Consider the following 19,577-nt stretch of genomic DNA (forward strand, 5'->3'; position numbering starts at 1 on the left):
ATATGAACATGGATTTAAACAGCAAACTAAACAACGAATTTATAGGTAAAGTAGTTAGAAAAGACCTTACAAAATCGATTAAAGATGGAGCGAATGTTCCTATATATGTTTTAGAGTACCTACTTGGAATGTACTGTGCAACAGACAACGAGGAGCAGATACTTGAAGGTGTTGCTAAAGTAAAAGATATTTTGGCAAAAAACTATGTCCGTCCTGATGAAAAAGAGGTTGTAAAGTCTCGCATAAAAGAAAAAGGTCGATACAAAGTAATCGATAAGGTCTCGGTAAAACTAAATGAAAAAGATGATGTTTATGAAGCGGAGTTTAGTAACCTTGGAATCAACAAAATTGTTATCAATGAAGATTATGTCAAGCAGTATCAAAAGCTTTTAGCTGGCGGTATCTGGGTTATTGTCACACTTGAGTATTACTACGATGAAAATGCAAAAGGTGCGTCGCCTTTTCACATCCAAGACCTAAAACCAATTCAGATGCCAAACATGGATATGGAAGAGTTTCTATCTCAAAGAAAAAAATTTGATAATGAAGAATGGATGGATGTCGTCATCAGAAGTACAGGAATGGAGCCGACCAATTTTGACACTAAAGCAAAATGGCACTTACTCGCTCGTATGGTTCCGTTTGTAGAGAATAACTACAATATGTGTGAACTTGGACCTCGTGGAACAGGTAAATCATTTGTTTATAAAGAGATATCGCCTAACTCAATCTTAGTGAGTGGTGGACAAACGACGGTTGCAAACCTTTTTTACAATATGAGCAGTAAGACTATCGGACTTGTTGGAAACTGGGATATTGTTGCCTTTGATGAAGTCGCAGGAATAAACTTCAAAGACAAAGACGGTATACAGATTATGAAAGACTACATGGAGAGTGGAAGCTTTGCACGTGGAAAAGAGCAAAAACAAGCAAAAGCTTCATTTGTGTTTGTTGGGAATATCGATGGAAGTATAGAAAACATAGTAAAAACCTCTCATCTACTTTCGCCATTTCCAAAAGAGATGATAGACACAGCATTCTTTGATAGATTTCACAACTATCTCCCAGGATGGGAAGTACCAAAAATGCGACCTGAGTTTTTTACAAATGAGTATGGATTCATCACAGATTTTATGGCTGAGTGGATGAGAGAACTACAAAAATATAATTTCTCCAATGCTATAGATAAATACTTTAAACTGGGACATGACCTTAATCAGCGTGACAGTAAAGCCGTCAAAAAAACAGTCAGTGGACTTTTAAAACTTATGCACCCAGATGGAGAGTACAACAAAGAAGATGTTCGTACATGTTTAGAGTATGCACTGGTTGGTAGAAGACGCATTAAAGAACAGCTCAAAAAAATCGGTGGTATGGAGTTTTATGATGTCAACTTTTCATATATCGACATAGAAGATGATAGTGAAATAAGAGTAGCCGTTCCTGAGAGCGGTGGCAACTCGCTTATACCTGATGGTCAACTTCCAAACGGTTCACTATATACGGTATCATCAAATCCTGATAATGGGCATAAAGGACTATTTAGATTAGACCTACAAGTTATGTCTGGTAATGGTAAACTCGATAGTACAGGCTTTAGCGGTACAGCTATTAAAGAAGAGATAAAAGAAGCAACGAATTACATCCAAGCAAATCTTCATAGAGTATCTATCAATGCAAAGTATAAAGACTTTGATTACCATCTAAAAGCTACTGACCTGAATGGTATTGGCAAATCAAAAGATATTGAACTGGCTATTTTCGTATCGCTATGCAGTGGTGTTCTTGAAAAACCATTACTTTCACAAATGGTCGTTCTTGGGAGCATGAGCATTGGTGGAACCATTATAGGGACTGAGAGTCTTCCTGACGCATTGCAAATCGCAAGTGATAGCGGTGCAAAAAAAATATTATTACCTGCTCTTGACATGGCTCAAATGGTTAAAGTACCACCTGAGCTGATGAGTAAATTTCAGTTAATAATTTACTCTGACCCAATTGACGCTGTTTTTAAAGCTGTTGGGGTTGAGTGATGGAAGTTATCGGAGCTGGAATCATAGCCATCATAGTGGTTTACTTTTTAGCTAAGGCTTTTGTATCACTTTTTTGGTAATTTTAAAAATCTAAGTCTCGATAAAGCACATCGGTTAAATAACATATATAAGCCATATCTTTTATGAGCTTTGTTTCTTTATTATTTACATACATTTTATTTATTATATCATCTACATATACATTATGAGGAAGCCCTTTATTGTAATCAAAATACCTATTCATATCAATTTCAAGTGTTTTTTCCAAAGAAGGCTCTATTTTATCTATATATGTTCGGGCATAGTTATTTCTAAATATAACCATATCCTTATCTTGCCTATAGATATCTTCATCTTCATAATCTACTCTTCCAATTATGTCTCTTGCCAAATACAAAAAAAATCTATACTCAAAGTTTTTAATAGCACGAAATTCACTAAGATTGTTTAACCTGTCACGTATATAGTCTTTGTTATACATCTTATCTAAAAAATATTCTCCAGACTCCAAGTTTGATTGTAAGCTATATGAGTTTCGTAAGTATGCTAAGTATAGATTACTATTATCGTGGTAATCATATATTTTTTTAAAGCTATAATTATTCTCAATAAATTTTCCTTTCATATATTTCGTATACTTGAAATCTCTATCACTATCTTGCTTATCAAGTCTATTTAGTATAAGTAATGTCGGTATTTTTCGTGATGTTACAGACTCTATATACTTTAAAGTTTTGATGGTTTGTAGCATACATTCATATCCATATTCAAACGGAATTACAATCAGCTTAGCTTTTTCAATAAATTTTTTTGTATATTTTGTTTCAACATTAGTACCTATATCAAATATGCCCCGTTTATTACTTGCTGTAATTTTAGCAACTTGAGGGAACTTATACTTATGCTCTTCATCAAGCATATAGCTATTTTTATCGACATAAATTGGAAGATTCAACAATCTACCTAAATTATAAGTAAGCAACGTACAGCCCACACCATGCTTTTTATTCATAACCAAAATCATATTATTAAAAACACCTTAAAATTCATATAAACCCTTGCTAATGCTTTATTTTACTAAAAAATCTGTTAATTAAAACCCTTGTTCTTGGGATATTTATAACTTTGAAGTCAAATTTTTTCTTCTGTCACAATACGGAAAATCTAAACAAAAGGAAAAAAAGATGAGAAACACAAAACGAGTTGTAAAAGTCACGACAAGTGAAATAGAGATTATCACTCGTCACTATACCTATGAAGTGATAGTGGAAGAAGCTATGGCAGATGAGTTCATGGAAAAGATGAGTGAGCTGTGCGGTCATAAAGAGATTTATGAAGTGCTGAACAATCATGTGTGCAAATATATAACTCGCAAAGACGGAAAACAATATCCAAGTGATGAGAATTTTTCATCAAGCATTGATAAAGTTGAACTCCTAAATCAACCTGCTTGGAGCCTTTAGTATAAAGGTTCTTGCTGTTTTCTTTGAGCCTTCATTATGAGGGTTCAACGGAGATTGCAATCTAAATCTGCGGTGCTTTACGAAGCCAAATATTATAAACACAACAAAGGATTATAAATATGCAAAACTTTAACAATTTAATGAGAACCAACGCAAAAATGCTCAGTGATGATGAATATGCGACAAGCTATATACATGATAAAAACTTCCTTGAAGCACATAAAGAAGAAGTTGCTCAATGGTCTAAAAAACAACAAGAATGTTCAATCAAAATTACTATGAAGGAATTTAAACTTTATCCTAAAAATAAAACTATTCTTCTCACACGAGCTATTGAAAAAGCAAAAGAATTATTAACACAAGAGGCTCATGGCGATTTTAATGATGAAGCCTATGTTGCTCTATTTAAGAAACATTTTTATCGTAGGTTAAAAGCATCTAAAATTCATATTAAACAGATGAAAAATTTACCAAAAGGTTTAGAGTCTTATTTAACAATCATCAATATTTTAAGGGATGTCAAAGATGAATACAATGAAATGCTTTTAGATGCAATGCAAACTATAGAGGAGATGCTAAATGAAAACAAATAAATTTGAAGATTTATATGATATTACAAAGAACTGGCAACTTGTTTCTCTATTAGAGCGTACTTATTTTACTGTGGCTCAACACCTATCAAGCAACTATAAAGGTGGGTATTGGGAGAGTGAAAAGCTTGAAAATGGATGGCTATTTTTGCTCGCTAATCATACCGAGTATAAGGTTGATAACGAAATACTAAATAGTAAAACCTTTAGTTGTATCGTCAATAATATTGTCATGACGGAGACAATAAATGCACTTTATGAAATAGGCTTGGAAAATGACTCATTCTTTTTCGAAATTTATGACTTGCTTGGAAATTTAAATAGCTCAATTCATAAGATACTTACAGAAGTAGAACTCACGCAATACTATAAACTGCTTGATTAAGGAAAAAATAATATGAAAATAATCAATTTAGACAGAGCTTCCAAATCTAACTAAGTGGAATGAATATTAACCCACTTTATAAACCCTATCTATTCAAGTGATTCGACTGCTTTGAACAATATGTTCAGACTCACGATTATTTTAATCGCACTTAACATAAGGGGCAATTATGCTACAAAAAAAAATTATTCCAACTAAAAGATTTTTAAAATGTGTGAAAAACACTATAAATGACTTAAAACAGCAGAACTATGAAGGTATCAAATATTTAAGAGAGATTATCAGAACAAAGAATGTAAATTTAATTTCAGCTACCACACTCTATGAGATTTTAGAGCTAAGAAAAGAGTATGCTTATTTAATCGTAAGTGAGCAAGGTAAGCATGACTTTAAAATAGTGGATAAAGAACATGATGACATGGAACTATTTTTAGATACACATTTTATAAACGGTTTAGAAATTCATGGAAACCGTATTACTGGTTATGTATCTTACAAAGAGGTGCTTTAAAATGTATTACTTCAACAACGAACTCAACAAATTCGACATACTAAAAATACCAGAAGAGCAACACCAAAGCATCAAGGGGCTTCCTGTCTCTGAAGTAGGTCTGCTGGTCGCCCCAGGTGCTACGGGCAAAAGTATGTTCGTGCTTAACCTAATTTTAGCCAGTTGCGGATTGACCTATAACCATCTTATTGAAAAACCTGTAAAGACCCTCTATGTAAGTTTAGAGGACAGACTTGAAGATATTCAAAGACGCTTGTATGCCTATAAAAAAGCTCTCAATATTTCTGAAACTACACTACAAGAGACGGAGCTTGATTTTAAAATTATTGAGAACAAATCGACAGAGAGACTTATTGAAAAAGGTGTGAACCAAAAAGATAACAAGTTCTTCCAAGAGCTAAACTCCATTATTTCCGATGGTAAGTATGAACTGGTAATAATTGATACGCTCATCAAGTCATATACGGGCTTTGAAGAGAACAACAACGCTGATATGGCGATGGTACTCTCGCACTTCAATAATATGGCTATAGACAATCAATGCTCGGTCTTACTACTGCATCATACCAACAAAGGTGCTATCGGACAAAACGCTGATATAAACCAATCCATAAGCAGAGGTGCATCAAGTTTGGTCGATAACTCAAGGTTCGTACTCTCACTCTCAAAAAATGAGTACGATACAGGCATCATCTGCCAATCTATCAAGACCAACTTCTCTGCTCCAACGAGATGTGAGTACATGAGAGCTTATAAAGGTGCTCTAATATGTGAGGAATCTGAACATGAACTTGTCGCCTAAGAACACATATAAAGAAGCAAGAATGGCATCTATTGAGGTGCTGTTTCATTTTTTTAAAGCTGTGCCAAGCTCTTACTATGTCGAAACCGAAGAAAAAAACTTGGATGGCACCGTGACCATAACTAAAAATGAGATACAGACCATCAGAAAAGAGCTTGATAGGTCTGTAACTGGGTTTGATTATATTGAAATAACAGGGATGTATCTATCAGCATACGACCAAAAGATATTCAGAGCTATCATGCAAAGTGTCAATAAGCAAAAAGAGGAACTCTATGAGTCAAATATGATTGAAGCCAAATCACTTAATGAAGAGTATCTTCCAGTTAGAAGAGAACTCTACTCCAACCAAGCTCAAATCGGTATCAATGAGTTCTATCAAATCATAAATCCAAATACCAGACCAAGAGCTTCCAAAGAGATATACAGCAAGATAATCAACTCACTAAATAGACTTGCACATGTCACACTATCACTCTACACAAAAGATAAGAGAAACATCATCACAGCACCGTTGTTAATATTCTTAAGTGTTGACAACCGCTTAAATCTACAGCTTAATCCTGCGTTACTCTCTTATCAGTATGAGAGTAAGAACCAACACATCATCAAACCTAAACAGAGTTACTATATCCTCAATAACTCTGAGTATTACGACCTTGGAAGTGATTTACAAAGATTACTCTACTCAAAGATACAGTATAGATTTGCCTCGATGCCTCAAAGTCACAAGGAGTGCAGATTTGAGTTTGATGAGATACTCTCTCAGCTCTTTGTAAAAACAGAGTCAAAAAAAAGCAAATACAACCAAAGTGCCAAGTTGAAAAGAACTATAGCCGAGCTAAATAATCACTCTTCATATACCCTCACAATCGAAGGTTCTAAAACTCTTTACATCGTAGTTAATAGATAATTGAAGCCATCCAAGGCTTCAATTTTAAATGTATAAGTATATATATAAATAAATCAACACCCGTAGTTACGGGATTACAAGCGTGTCATTTCCCTCTGTTAGGTTGGTCTTTACCCTCTATTAGGTGACTTGGTTCCCTCTATTAGGGTAATAGACCCCGTAATAAATTTATAAATTTGTTCCTTGAAGATTATAATCAAACTAAAAAGGAGCACTATGTTACAGACAATATTAAATCTACTGCCAGTTGTTTCAATACTTCTATCACTCTATGTTCTACAGTTATTAAGAAAAGAAGAAGATGCCAACAGTTTAATAGAACATAATCAACAGTTGATAGAGAATTACATACTTAAAAATGCTGATGACATCAAAAAATTAGCAAAAGAGCTAAGTGAAGTAAAAAATAATATCTCAGATTGGAAGCTCAAAGTTATCAGTGACATCAAAGATGTAGAAAATAAGGTCACGGACCTATATAACAGATGGGATATTGTTGCAGATGACAGAATCAATTCCATTCCCCAAAACTCGAGAGAGTGGTATGATGCTAAACTTATTGTTGAACAACCTCCTGTTAAAGTTTGGAAACCAAAGAATCTATCACAAAGCAAGCATGGATTCATCAATGAAAATGCCAAGTACAACAATGTTGAACAAGATGATGATGAAATCAATCAAGACTTCTCACAGCTTAGTGATGAAGATTTTGAGAATATCTTAGATGATGATAGTGATGACAAAGACTCATCAGGTTCTACTGACCACCTGCAACAACAAAAACCTAAACGAAGAAGACCACCACAAAAAACAGTGTAGTAATACATTGTAAAAAGGCTCTCTGCAAGAGCCAGTAGTTTATCAGAAATGATAAACAGTAACTGGCTTTTGTTTAACACTCAAATTTTTTTGAAAAAACAAACTCTGTCAAAAAGTTTTATACTGTAGTTATATACCAATACAGGATAAACTTTATGACGTGCGTGATGACCATACAACCGATAACCTTTAACACTAAGACAATCTCAGGAAAGATTGTAAAAGGGCTGGATGCTGGAGGAGGCTATGGGATAATGCGTCACAACAACAGAGAGGAATATCTTGATGAGTTTGAAGTAAAGACCAAACGAAATACTCATATAGATAAATCAAAAGAGCATCTCAATCACTACTTCAAAAAAATGGATGCAAGTAAGATTGAAAAACTAAAAGCAATACCCCATCGAGCAAACCAGAGAGGTGCGTTTCAGATGGTGTTTAGTTTTCAAGACCTTGATGTTGAGGAAGCAAACCAGTTCTACGATAAAGAGTTCGCAAAAGATAAAGCAAAGCTCATTGTGGAGTTCTTAAAACAAGAGGGAATTATTGAGAGGTTTGAACTGCTTGACCTTATTTGTCATAATGATGAGGGTATGCAAGGCGGTGAGACACAGCACCCTCATATACACGTCACTTTCTCTGCATTCGATAAAATTAACAAAGACTGGGGTTACAAGGATTTCTTCTCCCCAACAGTCGGGCAAAAGCCTATGGTTAAAAATGGAGAGATTCAATACAAAAAAGTAAAGAACGGCAAAGATAGAGGTAAGTACCTCTTAGATGAGCATGGTAATAAGATACCAAAAATGAAAGATGTTGAAGCTCCCATCTTTCAAAAGCTACAAGATAACTGGAATGACTTTCTAATCGCTAAAAATCAACCCTACCGCAATAAAAAAGAGTTCACGAGCCTAATACAGCTTCCAAGCTCTATATGGAGAAAATTAAGCCCTGAGAAAAAAGAAGAGGTCTATAAAATCAGAAAACTCCAAAACAAGATGGATAGAGCTTATTTTAGTGACAACATGAAACTCTATGAGAGTTTAAAAAAAGAGATAGTGGGTCTGCTCGCAGAAGTGATGATTGATATTGAGCGTATTCAAAAAAAGCTTCATATGAAATTATGAAGCTTTAGGTCTGGCAAATTTGTTCTTGCTCTTTGTCTGTTTTTTATCTTGGCTCTGTTCAATGTTATTGACAGATAATTTTTCAAGATAAGTTGTTGCCTTACTTGCTTGAGATGAAGCAGAGAAGAGTATGTAAGGATTCTCTTTAATATTTTTAACCCATGAGTCAAGATACTCACTGTGTTGGGTGGTCTGCATTGATATACCTTTCTCCGCACATAAAAAAGCAGAACTCATCTCAGCGATTAGTTCTTCAACACCATAAGCTTTTTCCTTGTATTTTTGCAAGAATTTATCTCTCTCAAGGCGGGTCTCATGGTTCGTCCAATGGCTCAACTCGTGGAAAAAAGTGCTGTAGTAGTTCTCACTATCCTCAAAATCTCCAATATGAGGCATATAGATACAATCTCCCTGTTTGCTGTAAGCTGGTTCTCCTCTTAAAACAATCGGATTGATGGATTTTAAGAACTCTTCAATCTCTTGAACTTTTTCGTTATCGGACTTCGGCTCTTCATGCTGAAAGTTGATACCCTCAACTTGTTGAGTGTTGTAGACCTTATAGCTTCTAAGTATTTTATATGACTCCTCTTTCTCTTCAACTTCGCCTGTTTCTTGATTGACCTCTTCGATAATTTTTTTCATGTTCTTTAAAAAGAAGATGTCCTTGGCATTTTCAAGCTCCTCTTCTTTGATGGTACCGCCAAGTTTTTCGACTTGTTTAGCTGTAATCCATTTGTTAGAATTATATTGATTTTCGCTCATTAGCGATATGAGATTTATACCTGAATAGTTACCGCCTGTTGTAGCACTCTGTGGCAGTCCATTTTTTAGGTTCCATGATTTTTTCCAAGGTTCTACACCTTGCTCTAAATCTGATATGAACTTTTCGACAAGCTCGTTGTATCTATCCCTTGCTGGATTTGTGTTATTGGTTTGGTTAAGGTTGTTCTCCATAGTAATTTCCTTTTTTAGTTGGTTGTTACTAAGAGTATAAAAGTATTTAAGAAAAAATTAAGTTATTAAGAAACTTATAGAAATTGAGTTGTGAAAGTCTGAAAGAACATAACTCAACAACAACCGCACGGGCGTTAGTTATATATTCATTGTTTTTAGCTATAATATGATTCCAAATATGGGGCTGACTTGGTTTCGACAGGAGCAAGTAGGCTACGGTTGCATGTCGGACTGAGCATTTCCGTTACACGGCTCACAATTGCTTAAACGCAAACAATACAAATTATCGCCCAGCTTTAGCAGTAGCTTAAGTTTTACCCCCTCTTAGAGGACGGGCTGCTTCACCTATGGACTCTGGATAGATAGGATTCGAAGTATAACCCTTATGCAGATATATACTGAGTTTGTCTCGGCTTGGTACGAATTTTGAGGCTCGTTGTGTGTAGCTTTGCAAGTTGTGTGAAGCACAATTAAACACAAACAACTTCTCTAAGCATGTAGACGCCGTGGTTCATTTGTTTTTGGACAAGGGTTCAATTCCCTTCAGCTCCACCATTTAGGGCTTTTTATAACTTTTTACTTATACATATTTTTAATAATTTCTTTGTTCTCATCTTCATCATCATGGGCGTATCTGAGCGTCATTTTTATATCACTGTGGTTCAATAAATTTTTCAGTTTAAAAATTGATGATTTTTCTTGTTTTAAAAAATTATAAGCAAATGAGTGTCTAATAGAATGAATGACTATTCTATTTTTTCGTCTTTTTGCTCTTACTTCTAAATCTTCTTCACTAACAGCCTCATCACTTCTTAAACCTTTTTTTGAATAAAGTAACTGTTTATAACTTTTCACTCTACCCTTACTATCTAATTCCTTTTCATTATCTCTATCTGTATAATTGAAGAGGTCATCTAAAATTCTTTGCAATTTTTTCCGTAATGATGCATATGTTGATTTGATGATTTTTTCATGTGTTTTACAAGTTTCAAACCTTTTTTCAAGTGCATTTCTTGTAATGTCATCAAAGTATGCAGTGTACTCTTTTGTGTCCTCTACTTTCTTTTTAAAATTATGCAATTTGATTGTATGTTTTTCCAAATCTACGTCAAACTTGGTAGCTTTCATGATTGAACCAGCTCTACTTCCTGTTCTTGTTGATAACAATACAAAAAGATGTATATCTTCATTCTCCAATACTCTTTTATCATTTTCAAGCTCTTGAATTTGCTCTTTAGTAAGATATTTTGTTCTCGTATTATCAGGATGAGTTATTTCAATTTCACTTACAAGATTAACGCCAGTATAATAATGATGCTTGATGGCATAGTTGTAATATTTTTTCATCATCAAAATAATATTACCAGCCGTTTTTATTGCTAATTTTTCTTTGAGATTTGCATAAAAAAGTTTTACATCAGACACTTTTATATTTTTAGCATCCTGTGTGCCGAAGACATCTTTAATGTATATTTCATAAGTTCTTTTTTCTCTGTTGATTGTTTTTTTGTCTTGATTGTTATTAAAATAATATTGGGCTAAATCATTAATGGTTTGAACTGAAAACTTTTTTTCTTGTTGAGGAATAGATATAATAGGTTGCTTTTGTCTTGTTCTTCTTGTACGCTTAGTTTTTGACTTGATAGACTCAATAAATTTTTTCTTATTCTCTTGAATTTGCAAAGCTTTTTTTATCGTTAAATCATCCCCTATCTCTTCTTGTTTTCTTTTCCCATCCTCATTTAAAAATCGAAGCGTATATCTCTTTACAGTTTTTTCTCTTGGTCCATATTTACCATCATAGATTATTTTGACATTTTTATAGTACAAATTTTCTGTATCGGGAACTTTGATAAGCTTGTTTGACATCTCATTTACCTTTTAGGGACTTGAGTTCGATTCCCAAAGAGAGAACACAACTCAAATACTTAATTCAACTCATATAAATCTCTATAATTTTACTTAAAACTCACTTAAGTAAATATAATAACTCACTTAAATAGGTAAGTACAGGTAAATAAACATCTGAGCAGTATGTTTCCTTATATAGTCGATATATACCTATATTAAGGGATTATATACTATTTAAAATGACACAAATAGTAATAAATTTATTTTTAGACAAAAGTTCGATCCTCCACAGCTCCACCATTTAACTATCTAATACAATCCAAACAAGCCTTTAAAACTCCCTAAACAACGAACTTCTTAAGCAACTGTTAATCTAATATTGTCTAAACTAATCTTATTGAATGTACCGCCAAAAGGTACATTTTACAGTACATTTTAATTTTTAGTAAAAAAGTACCTCTTAAAATGTACCATTAAAGGATTTGATTTGTCTAAACTAGTAGCAGTTGATTTACCAAAGATAAAACCAAAAGATAAGCCCTACACCCTGAATGACGGGAACGGCTTATCATTACTCATCAAAACAGACGGTACAAAATTATGGGAATTTAGATATACAAGTCCTACGATTTTAAAAAGGCGAAAATCATCATTAGGTAAATATCCTGATGTACCTTTGGCGGATGCAAGAGACAAAGCAAAAGAATATAAAAAGCTTATCGCTCAAGGCATAGACCCGATAGAATACAAAAGAGAGACAAAACAAAAAATACTAGCAGAACAAAAAGGCGTATTTGACAAAGTGATAGATGAGTGGTTTGTCAAGCAAAAAAAAGAACTTGCACATAGTACCTACATCCGAAAGGTAGGACAGTTTGAAAATGATGTAAAGCCATTTTTTAAAGGCAGATTAATATCAACTATCAAACATCCCGAGATTGTTAAGCTGCTTGAGATGAAAGCTATAAAAGCCCCTGAAAGTGCAAGTAGGTTAATGCAGTATCTTAATAATTTATGGCAGTTTGCTACTATGAAAGGCTATTGCGAATTTAACATCATTGCAAATATTCATAAAAAAACTATCCTCACACCACCCAAAAAGAAAAACTATCCAAAGATAACAGACCCTCAAACGCTCAAGGAACTTGCAAGAGCGATTTATGCCTATAAAGGCGATTACAGCACAAAGAACGCTTTAAAATTAGTTTTACACTTACCTTTAAGAGCTGATAACTTAGTTAATCTCAAATGGGAATACATAGACCTTGATAAAAGACTTCTTACTATTCCACGCTCACTAATGAAAGCAAAAGATGAGAATATGCCAGACTTTAGAATGCCGCTCACGCCTCAAGTTATAGAGATACTACAAGAGCAGAAACTTTTTACAAGTGGTACATTTATATTTAAAACAAGCGGTTACGCTGATGTACCAATAAATCCCGAAACCCCGAACAGAGCATTACAAAGAATGGGTTTTAATGATGAAGCAAAAGGCAGAAAAACAAGATTACACGGTTTTAGAGGTACATTTAGAAGTTTGGCAGATACTTATCAATCAGAGCATAATGTTAGCTATGAAGCAAAAGAGAGAGCCTTAGACCATTTACCAAAAAATGCAGTAGAGAGAGCATATACACATAGAGCAGATTATATAAAAGAACTTGAAATGCTGATGCAATGGTGGAGTGATTATCTTGATAATTTGATTAGTGATGAGGTGGTAAGATGAGTGATAAATGCTCACAAATAGAGGCATCTAAAATATTAGGCATATCAAGACAAAGCATAAACAATCTTATAAGAAGAGGCAAAATACATAGATACGATAATAAAGCGGTAAGCTTAGATGAAATAAAAGATTATATAAACAAAACTCCGGAATTAAAAAAAGAAAAAAAAGCTATTATAAGATTAGAATTAACAAAACAAAAGCACTATGAAGCGTGGAACTTAAAAAATATTACAACTGATGATTTTACAGATTTTATAATAGATAAATTTTTTATATTTTTTAGTACTTACAGCGATGATGAAATAATAGAAAAATTATCTACTATCAGTTGGTTAATTTACTATTATCAGCATTCATATGAGAGCATACCCGCCAAAAAAATAAAGCAAAAAAATAATTATAAAATCGGAGCAGATACAAAAACTATTAAAGATGCAACTGATGAAATTTTAAAATTGCTAGATGATTGTTTTAATGAAAAATCTAAACAAGCTAAATTAATAACAGCTATTAAAGATTTGCAAAAAAATCCCTATGATTATATTTATCTGCCGAAAGATTTGCAAGATATTAGAATAACAAAAATCAACCTAGCTGAAAATTTAAAATTGACAATACTTCCAAAAAATTCAAGATTAAAAAGAAAAAATGAAAAAAATCCTCACTTCAACAAAATAGACAAAATTTTAGAAGCACTGCCTTTTGAAAATATAAATTTATCAAAGTAAACAAAACACAAATTTTAGGCTTAAACATTTGAAATCATTACTAGAATGAGTGTGTACAAGCCGCTTGTAGAATTATGTAATCTAATGACGATTAGAGAGTATCAGTAAAATTTAATTCAATACTAAACTGATATTAAAAAATCTTAAAGCTTTAAGTCTCATCATAGTTGAACTATGGGAAAGATTTACAAATGGAAGTAAAATATCTAAGAGCCAAAGCAATGGCTTCATACTTAAATATCGGACTTAGTACCGTTTGGCTATACGCTAAACAAGGAAAGCTCACGCCAAAGAAGTTAAGCGACCGTGTGACACTTTTTAGTGTAGAAGAGGCAGATAAGCTTATCAATGGTTTTGAGGTAGCTTAATATGAAGTTATCCAAAAGAATAGAGAGCATTGTATCTCTCACGGTAGAAGATTTTTATAATAGCGGCAAAAGTACCAATGAAAGTAAAAAGAGCCTTATTAGTTGGGTATCTGATGCACTATTACAAGATGAGGGCATAGAGGATTTATACACTTATCAAATATCTATCTTGATACTTGATAAACTAAAGAGCCTTGACATTGTAGACATCGGTTTTATAATGGAGCTTATGGCTTCAAATTTCACACTGATGGATAATGAATTTTCTTTTAGTGATTTTGATGAGGTGGTATTATGATTAAGAAAATATCTTTAAATAATACAGAAAAAAAGATTTTATCGTTGGCATTAAAAAATGATGATAGGGTGCAAACTCACTACTCAAAAGAGTTGTTTAATTGTCATTATCTGCCAGATATAATACAGCATATTAGAAGAAAATTTGAGTCTTTTTTTGATGTTGCAGACGGTACCGACATACTATCAACTGAAACTCACACCGTCTTGAAAATAGATGGAAGCACGGCACGAATAGGAATATACAGAATTAATTCTGCCTATAAGCAAAAAGTGGCGGAATTATTGAAAGTTATTAGTAAAGAATAAAGAGGTAAAAACCTCTTTAAGCTTGAAAAAAACACCCCTTACAATAAAGTCTAATGTAGTCTACACATTAAGCTACTTTTTGAGGGGTGCAACCTCAACCGCCCACGATAGGCACGGGCTTAGAGATACATAACAAAAACCACTTTAAGAAATGAAGTTCTTAATAGGTATAAAAAAGAGAGACTAAAACACTATGAATATCTTACACGAATTAGAAGATTTTATCAACGAATTTAACCAAAATAATAATGAAGATTTTGCCATAGACACTATAAGAATAGAGTTCCAAAAACAGCATAAATTAGAGAGTTTAAAAGCCATAGGTAGATGGAATAAAATCAACGCCAGAGATAAGCGGATAATGGCGAAATTAAAAAAGCGGCTCACGGCTGATGAGATTACAACCGCTTACCAATTAGAGCGTGAGAACATCTACTATTACAACTCATCTACACCGCCAAAATACAATCAAGCTACTTTAGTAATATTTGGTATAAAGCAATATCACAAAGAGCCGCCACCGTATGAACTCACAAACAGACTTTTAAATATTTTATCATTTGGTACTTCAAAAATAAATATGAATATTGATATTTGCTCCGACACTAAACACCGCCCAAACATAGAAGCACTTAAAAGATTTTTTGATTTAAAACAGTACATTACAAAAGATGGATTGTTTACAGATACTCATTACATTAACCGCCCAGATATACCAATGATAGAAAAAATAATCATCTATAATAAGCAAGTGAAAAACAATTTAGCTTTTATAGTTTGGCGGATAGAAGCGAAAGTTATCATTCCAAACTTTAGAGTTTTAGCTTTACCACTTCACGAACTAAAAGAAGTTACAGACATTGCAAGGGGGAACTAATGAGTAAAGATGATGTAATCAAAAAGATAAAAGAGATACTTGCAAAAGATAAACGCTTCAATAATGCAGATATAAAAGTAATCTTCAAGCAAAAAAAGTCATAGGTACTGTAAGAGCTTTTTTTATATCACGGGTGCTGCAAGCCTCAAAAACTCACTAATTATCATTTTTTTTAAACTATGTTAACTATTATAACTATTATAACTATTATAATTAAATCCTATAATAGGACACTTCAAGCCATTAACCTATTAACCAAAGTATATTAACTAATCAAATATAATTAACCAAAGGCTTATATCTGCCCTACAAGGCACGAACATATCTCAAGCGATAGATTGTAAGGGTAAAATGGTTTTATGCGGTGCTGATGATTAAAGATGATGCCCCCAAGTTTGGGGTGATGTATTACCCCGACATTCATGTCGATGCAGTAGTAAAGAAATTATTAAGTTAATACCCGCCATTTTAGCGACTACGAGAAACCCGTATAAGCAAAAGTTAAATATTTGAAATAGGAACGAATGCCAAAAAAGGAAACCGTTCTTTAATCTTCAATAGCAGAATGAGATTTTAAATATTTGTTTGGTACAATTAAAACTACAAAATGCGATTATAGAAGCCAAGAAAATTTTAAGCGACCGCAAAAAGGTACATTTTAAGGTACATTTTAAAATCTATGAGACCACAAAAACCCTATTTATAGGCTTTAAATAGACCTCACACGGTAGGCCACAGCTCCACCAATCACTTACTTTTAAATAAAAAAAATAATTACCAGTTTAAAGCAGAAGTTTGCTTCCACCAAACTGGCTAAATTTTTGTAAACAAAAAATTTTTAATAATCTGAAAAATTAATCGTCATTTGCTTCTATATTTGAATTTCGATTTTTTTCCTTCTGAGATTTGCGTTGCTCTTTTTCTAACTCTTTTTGAGATTTGCGTTCTTCTTTTTGAGCTTTACGCTCTTCTTTTTCTTGTTTTTTTTGAGCTTTACGCTCTTCCTTTTCTTGCTTTTTCTGAGCTTTGCGTTCTTCTATTTCTTGTTTTTTCTGAGCTTTGCGTTCTTCTATTTCTTGTTTTTTCTGAGCTTTTAAATTCTTTTGTTCCTGTTTTCTGTCATAACTTTGCTCATTTTTTTGAACTCTTTCTTGAGTGTATCCTTCACTATTATTTTTAGAACCTTTGCCGTTTTGGGCAAATAGTGCCGATGGCACAACAATTAATGATGCTACACACAATGCTTTTAAAATGATTTTTTTCATGATAACTTCTCCCGATTTTTATTATATTTTAAAATATAAATCTATTTTTCTAAAAGTTAATTTTATTACTTTAAAAAATTAAAACTTTTACAACATTAATTTTCAAAAATGCTAAATTTTTTCTAGCATTAAACACATTTTACAAAAAATACTTTAAAAACAAAATTAGTAATATTTATTTTTTTGATATTTCTAAGATTTTATCTGCCTATATTGAAAATTCCTTTTATAAAATAGTATAAAACCAAAAGAAAAATTATTGGCAAAAGTATAGTCTGAAACACAAAAACAGTTATCAAATCAACAATATACTGACTGGAATCTTCAGCCGCATCTCTATACTCATCAACTTTTTTGCTGTAATAATCAGAATCAAATTTTTCTACTACTTTATCAAAAAAAGAACTCTGCTGTTTTTGCATAATAGTCTCATTTGTAACTTTACTGACCTCATCTTTGGCTTTAACAATATTTTCATTTAGCTTCTCAATATTATATTCAGGCTTAACAAAATAGTGATATGTCACCTCATTTACAAATCCTATAAAAGGTATTGCAAATCTCAAAAAAACCAAAATAACAGTAACTTTAAAAAATAACGATCGAACTCTTTCATCTTTTTTAAACCTAAGAAATAACCAAATATTTACTACCGTCAAACAAAAGACCAAAACTATATTGAATATTTTGTTTGTCACAAAAGCCATCAATATTTTTTGAATACCCAATGATGTCATGCTTGCAAGCATTATAAGAGAAAATTGTTCAATTAAATCATTAATCGGATCTAAAACTTCGCCTATAGCAACCGTTAAAAAAGGCAGATCCAACTCTGTTCCCTGAGCAAGAGATATAACTGCATTTAGAGCCTTAGCGCTGCCAAATACTACAATTGCTTGAGCCAAAGAGTCATCAATAATTTCTTTTGCCTTTATATCGATAGCAAAAGAGAAAGCCAAAACAACTACAACTATTGAAAAAAAAAGTATCAATATCTTATCCCAATATTTAACTAAAAAATTCATGCTTCCTCTTTTTGTTTAATATAAAAAATACTCCGTCTATAACTCATTCTATTATCTAAAAACTTAAAAAAAGTTAATTTAAGTTTTTTAAAAAACAGTATTTATAAAATAGAGCCAACCTATTACCACCGGAGGCCCAATAAGAGCTGTTACCAGTCCAATAATTAAAAAGTCTCTGGAAATAACTTTATTACTTGCAAACACTATGGCATTTGGAGGAGTTGAAACAGGCAGACTCATAGCAAAAGAGGCACTAAGAGCTACTGCAATTACAGCGAATTGGGATGAAGATGCAGAAATTGTTGCGGCAATTGCTACAACTATCGGAAGAGTTATATTGGTAGCTGCTGTATTACTCATAAAATTTGACACTAAAACCACAAAGTATGAAAATATCAATGCAATCCAAAATAGAGAGAGCCCATCAGTTTCAATAAGCGTTGCAAACCATGCATCTAATCCACTTTTTGAGATGGCAAAACCAAGGCTAAGTCCTCCTATGATTAAAATAATTACATCCCATCGAATTTTACAAATATCATCCGCGTCTATTATTCCAAAAAGAGTAAGTCCTATTATAGGAAGAAAAGATATGGCTGTAGTTGGGATATGATGTAATGGACCGCTTAACCATAAGAGTATAGTTATTATAAAAATCACAATGGTTACTACCCTTTTCCAGCCAGGAAGTATCTCTGTGTTTGAATTTTTTGTTTCACTATCTAGATGTTCAACTTCACCGATACTTTGTAGATTTATAAACTCTTCATTTGAAGGATAAAGTTTTACTATCAAAAATCTAAGAATTATTACGATAAATAACGATGGTACCAAAGCCAGACCCATCCATCCTATAAATGATGGAGCACTCTGCCCCAAAATACCGACAGCTATTGCATTTGGAGGTGTTCCTATTATTGTAGCCATCCCGCCAAGGTTTGCACTTACGGCAACTCCCAGAACTGTAGCTTTAGAAAATGGATTTGATGATTTTATACTTAGCAGCATAGGAGCGATAATAGTCATCATCATAGCAGCCGTAGCAGTATTTGAGATAAACATAGACAAAAAATAAGTAACTGCCATCAGACCTGTAATAATATTATGCGGTTTGTTTCCGACATAAAATAGAACTTTTTTTGCCAGCCATACATCAATCTTTGTTTTTGAGGCGGCTAATGCCATTATAAAACCTGCTAAAAAAAGAAAAATCAAAGGTGAAGACCAGGGGTCTAAGTATATTTCCCACTCATTTGAAGCTGAAAAATCAAAATCACTAAAACCTAAAAGAACTATCTCTAGCGCTACGACCAAAAGCGAAACCGCAAATGCCGGTATTGCCTCGCTTATCCAAAGTCCTGCTGCAAAGATAAGTATAAAAAGTGTATTCACTGCTTCTTTTGATAATCCATATTCAGGAGTATATGCTAATAAAAGTGCTGCAAATAAAGAGGCGAAAAATGAGAGAAATGAAAATTGTGTAAATATTTTATAAGCAGAATTCATGAAATTTTTACCATCTCTT

21 protein-coding genes and 1 other RNA gene are annotated in these 19,577 nt (G+C 33.0%); 16 read left to right on the forward strand and 6 right to left on the reverse strand.

The genetic code is table 11. The features are described 5' to 3' along the window. The first annotated feature begins 8 nt into the window (after positions 1-8). On the forward strand, positions 9-2,033 hold the full coding sequence (gene brxL, locus FJR47_RS07485; protein ID WP_188093713.1) for a protease Lon-related BREX system protein BrxL: 2,025 nt from the start codon (positions 9-11) through the stop codon (positions 2,031-2,033). 82 nt (positions 2,034-2,115) lie between these two features. On the opposite strand, the gene FJR47_RS07490 is transcribed toward brxL, so the two are convergent. Then, positions 2,116-3,057: a hypothetical protein gene (locus tag FJR47_RS07490; RefSeq protein ID WP_152299821.1), complete on the reverse strand. Its 942-nt coding sequence runs from the start codon at positions 3,055-3,057 to the stop codon at positions 2,116-2,118. Between the two features lie 160 nt (positions 3,058-3,217). Here FJR47_RS07490 and FJR47_RS07495 point away from each other — a divergent pair, with 160 nt between their 5' ends. The 8 genes from FJR47_RS07495 to FJR47_RS07530 all read left to right on the forward strand — a co-directional run bounded on the left by FJR47_RS07495 (position 3,218) and on the right by FJR47_RS07530 (position 8,643). Continuing rightward, a complete protein-coding gene (locus tag FJR47_RS07495) occupies positions 3,218-3,496 on the forward strand; it encodes a hypothetical protein (protein ID WP_152299822.1) in 279 nt (92 codons plus the stop codon). Between the two features lie 119 nt (positions 3,497-3,615). Beyond that, positions 3,616-4,089 carry a hypothetical protein gene (locus FJR47_RS07500; RefSeq protein WP_152299823.1) on the forward strand — a complete coding sequence of 158 codons (474 nt, stop codon included), beginning with the start codon at positions 3,616-3,618 and terminating at the stop codon, positions 4,087-4,089. Next, a complete protein-coding gene (locus FJR47_RS07505) occupies positions 4,076-4,471 on the forward strand; it encodes a hypothetical protein (RefSeq protein ID WP_152299824.1) in 396 nt (131 codons plus the stop codon). Before FJR47_RS07500 ends, FJR47_RS07505 begins: the two co-directional genes overlap by 14 nt. A 169-nt stretch (positions 4,472-4,640) precedes the next feature. Then, positions 4,641-4,982 carry a hypothetical protein gene (locus FJR47_RS07510; RefSeq protein WP_152299825.1) on the forward strand — a complete coding sequence of 114 codons (342 nt, stop codon included), beginning with the start codon at positions 4,641-4,643 and terminating at the stop codon, positions 4,980-4,982. A 1-nt stretch (position 4,983) separates the two neighbouring features. Beyond that, the gene (locus FJR47_RS07515) at positions 4,984-5,784 is read left to right on the forward strand and encodes an AAA family ATPase (RefSeq protein WP_188093714.1); all 801 of its coding nucleotides are present in this window, start codon (positions 4,984-4,986) and stop codon (positions 5,782-5,784) included. Continuing rightward, positions 5,768-6,697, forward strand: coding sequence for a hypothetical protein (locus FJR47_RS07520; protein WP_152299827.1), 930 nt, complete (start codon positions 5,768-5,770; stop codon positions 6,695-6,697). The genes FJR47_RS07515 and FJR47_RS07520 overlap by 17 nt, the downstream gene beginning before the upstream one ends. A gap of 216 nt (positions 6,698-6,913) precedes the next feature. Then, positions 6,914-7,516: a hypothetical protein gene (locus tag FJR47_RS07525; protein ID WP_152299828.1), complete on the forward strand. Its 603-nt coding sequence runs from the start codon at positions 6,914-6,916 to the stop codon at positions 7,514-7,516. A gap of 155 nt (positions 7,517-7,671) precedes the next feature. Continuing rightward, positions 7,672-8,643 carry a plasmid recombination protein gene (locus tag FJR47_RS07530; RefSeq protein ID WP_152299829.1) on the forward strand — a complete coding sequence of 324 codons (972 nt, stop codon included), beginning with the start codon at positions 7,672-7,674 and terminating at the stop codon, positions 8,641-8,643. Here the strand turns inward: FJR47_RS07530 and FJR47_RS07535 are convergent. After that, positions 8,638-9,597 carry an ArdC family protein gene (locus tag FJR47_RS07535; RefSeq protein WP_152299830.1) on the reverse strand — a complete coding sequence of 320 codons (960 nt, stop codon included), beginning with the start codon at positions 9,595-9,597 and terminating at the stop codon, positions 8,638-8,640. The two genes, FJR47_RS07530 and FJR47_RS07535, sit on opposite strands and share 6 nt — an antisense overlap. Positions 9,598-9,777: 180 nt before the next feature. On the opposite strand from FJR47_RS07535, the gene ssrA reads away from it, so the two are divergent. Continuing rightward, positions 9,778-10,152: a transfer-messenger RNA gene (gene ssrA / locus FJR47_RS07540) on the forward strand. 21 nt (positions 10,153-10,173) lie between these two features. Here ssrA and FJR47_RS07545 read toward each other — a convergent pair. Next, positions 10,174-11,466: a tyrosine-type recombinase/integrase gene (locus FJR47_RS07545; protein WP_152299831.1), complete on the reverse strand. Its 1,293-nt coding sequence runs from the start codon at positions 11,464-11,466 to the stop codon at positions 10,174-10,176. A 469-nt stretch (positions 11,467-11,935) separates the two neighbouring features. On the opposite strand from FJR47_RS07545, the gene FJR47_RS07550 reads away from it, so the two are divergent. The 6 genes from FJR47_RS07550 to FJR47_RS07575 all read left to right on the forward strand — a co-directional run bounded on the left by FJR47_RS07550 (position 11,936) and on the right by FJR47_RS07575 (position 15,762). After that, positions 11,936-13,180, forward strand: coding sequence for a tyrosine-type recombinase/integrase (locus tag FJR47_RS07550; RefSeq protein ID WP_152299832.1), 1,245 nt, complete (start codon positions 11,936-11,938; stop codon positions 13,178-13,180). Further along, positions 13,177-13,911 carry a helix-turn-helix domain-containing protein gene (locus FJR47_RS07555; protein ID WP_152299833.1) on the forward strand — a complete coding sequence of 245 codons (735 nt, stop codon included), beginning with the start codon at positions 13,177-13,179 and terminating at the stop codon, positions 13,909-13,911. Before FJR47_RS07550 ends, FJR47_RS07555 begins: the two co-directional genes overlap by 4 nt. A 191-nt stretch (positions 13,912-14,102) precedes the next feature. After that, on the forward strand, positions 14,103-14,279 hold the full coding sequence (locus FJR47_RS07560; RefSeq protein ID WP_152299834.1) for a helix-turn-helix transcriptional regulator: 177 nt from the start codon (positions 14,103-14,105) through the stop codon (positions 14,277-14,279). A gap of 1 nt (position 14,280) precedes the next feature. Then, on the forward strand, positions 14,281-14,577 hold the full coding sequence (locus FJR47_RS07565; RefSeq protein ID WP_152299835.1) for a hypothetical protein: 297 nt from the start codon (positions 14,281-14,283) through the stop codon (positions 14,575-14,577). Further along, positions 14,574-14,885, forward strand: a complete 312-nt coding sequence (locus FJR47_RS07570; RefSeq protein WP_152299836.1) for a hypothetical protein — start codon at positions 14,574-14,576, stop codon at positions 14,883-14,885. Before FJR47_RS07565 ends, FJR47_RS07570 begins: the two co-directional genes overlap by 4 nt. 193 nt (positions 14,886-15,078) lie before the next feature. Further along, positions 15,079-15,762 carry a hypothetical protein gene (locus FJR47_RS07575; RefSeq protein WP_152299837.1) on the forward strand — a complete coding sequence of 228 codons (684 nt, stop codon included), beginning with the start codon at positions 15,079-15,081 and terminating at the stop codon, positions 15,760-15,762. 854 nt (positions 15,763-16,616) lie between these two features. On the opposite strand, the gene FJR47_RS09720 is transcribed toward FJR47_RS07575, so the two are convergent. From FJR47_RS09720 to FJR47_RS07585, 3 genes are all read right to left on the reverse strand, one after another. After that, on the reverse strand, positions 16,617-17,027 hold the full coding sequence (locus FJR47_RS09720) for a hypothetical protein (protein ID WP_188093715.1): 411 nt from the start codon (positions 17,025-17,027) through the stop codon (positions 16,617-16,619). 200 nt (positions 17,028-17,227) lie between these two features. Next, on the reverse strand, positions 17,228-18,052 hold the full coding sequence (locus FJR47_RS07580) for a hypothetical protein (RefSeq protein ID WP_152299838.1): 825 nt from the start codon (positions 18,050-18,052) through the stop codon (positions 17,228-17,230). A gap of 87 nt (positions 18,053-18,139) precedes the next feature. After that, complete coding sequence (locus FJR47_RS07585) at positions 18,140-19,558, reverse strand: SLC13 family permease (RefSeq protein ID WP_152299839.1); 1,419 nt, start codon at positions 19,556-19,558, stop codon at positions 18,140-18,142. Positions 19,559-19,577: the final 19 nt, after the last annotated feature.

The sequence above is a fragment of the Sulfurimonas xiamenensis genome (assembly GCF_009258045.1).
Lineage (GTDB): Bacteria > Campylobacterota > Campylobacteria > Campylobacterales > Sulfurimonadaceae > Sulfurimonas > Sulfurimonas xiamenensis.

What these genes read in the sequence shown, in the direction of transcription:
- FJR47_RS07490 (WP_152299821.1), bottom strand. Translation starts at nt 3,057, where the DNA reads ATGATTTTGGTTATGAATAAAAAGCATGGTGTGGGCTGTACGTTGCTT.
- FJR47_RS07570 (WP_152299836.1), top strand. Translation starts at nt 14,574, where the DNA reads ATGATTAAGAAAATATCTTTAAATAATACAGAAAAAAAGATTTTATCG.
- FJR47_RS07535 (WP_152299830.1), bottom strand. Translation starts at nt 9,597, where the DNA reads ATGGAGAACAACCTTAACCAAACCAATAACACAAATCCAGCAAGGGAT.
- FJR47_RS07500 (WP_152299823.1), top strand. Translation starts at nt 3,616, where the DNA reads ATGCAAAACTTTAACAATTTAATGAGAACCAACGCAAAAATGCTCAGT.
- FJR47_RS07505 (WP_152299824.1), top strand. Translation starts at nt 4,076, where the DNA reads ATGAAAACAAATAAATTTGAAGATTTATATGATATTACAAAGAACTGG.
- FJR47_RS07515 (WP_188093714.1), top strand. Translation starts at nt 4,984, where the DNA reads ATGTATTACTTCAACAACGAACTCAACAAATTCGACATACTAAAAATA.
- FJR47_RS07510 (WP_152299825.1), top strand. Translation starts at nt 4,641, where the DNA reads ATGCTACAAAAAAAAATTATTCCAACTAAAAGATTTTTAAAATGTGTG.
- FJR47_RS07580 (WP_152299838.1), bottom strand. Translation starts at nt 18,052, where the DNA reads ATGAATTTTTTAGTTAAATATTGGGATAAGATATTGATACTTTTTTTT.
- FJR47_RS07585 (WP_152299839.1), bottom strand. Translation starts at nt 19,558, where the DNA reads ATGAATTCTGCTTATAAAATATTTACACAATTTTCATTTCTCTCATTT.
- FJR47_RS07495 (WP_152299822.1), top strand. Translation starts at nt 3,218, where the DNA reads ATGAGAAACACAAAACGAGTTGTAAAAGTCACGACAAGTGAAATAGAG.
- FJR47_RS07575 (WP_152299837.1), top strand. Translation starts at nt 15,079, where the DNA reads ATGAATATCTTACACGAATTAGAAGATTTTATCAACGAATTTAACCAA.
- FJR47_RS07555 (WP_152299833.1), top strand. Translation starts at nt 13,177, where the DNA reads ATGAGTGATAAATGCTCACAAATAGAGGCATCTAAAATATTAGGCATA.
- brxL (WP_188093713.1), top strand. Translation starts at nt 9, where the DNA reads ATGGATTTAAACAGCAAACTAAACAACGAATTTATAGGTAAAGTAGTT.
- FJR47_RS07530 (WP_152299829.1), top strand. Translation starts at nt 7,672, where the DNA reads ATGACGTGCGTGATGACCATACAACCGATAACCTTTAACACTAAGACA.
- FJR47_RS07560 (WP_152299834.1), top strand. Translation starts at nt 14,103, where the DNA reads ATGGAAGTAAAATATCTAAGAGCCAAAGCAATGGCTTCATACTTAAAT.
- FJR47_RS09720 (WP_188093715.1), bottom strand. Translation starts at nt 17,027, where the DNA reads ATGAAAAAAATCATTTTAAAAGCATTGTGTGTAGCATCATTAATTGTT.
- FJR47_RS07545 (WP_152299831.1), bottom strand. Translation starts at nt 11,466, where the DNA reads ATGTCAAACAAGCTTATCAAAGTTCCCGATACAGAAAATTTGTACTAT.
- FJR47_RS07525 (WP_152299828.1), top strand. Translation starts at nt 6,914, where the DNA reads ATGTTACAGACAATATTAAATCTACTGCCAGTTGTTTCAATACTTCTA.
- FJR47_RS07520 (WP_152299827.1), top strand. Translation starts at nt 5,768, where the DNA reads ATGAACTTGTCGCCTAAGAACACATATAAAGAAGCAAGAATGGCATCT.
- FJR47_RS07565 (WP_152299835.1), top strand. Translation starts at nt 14,281, where the DNA reads ATGAAGTTATCCAAAAGAATAGAGAGCATTGTATCTCTCACGGTAGAA.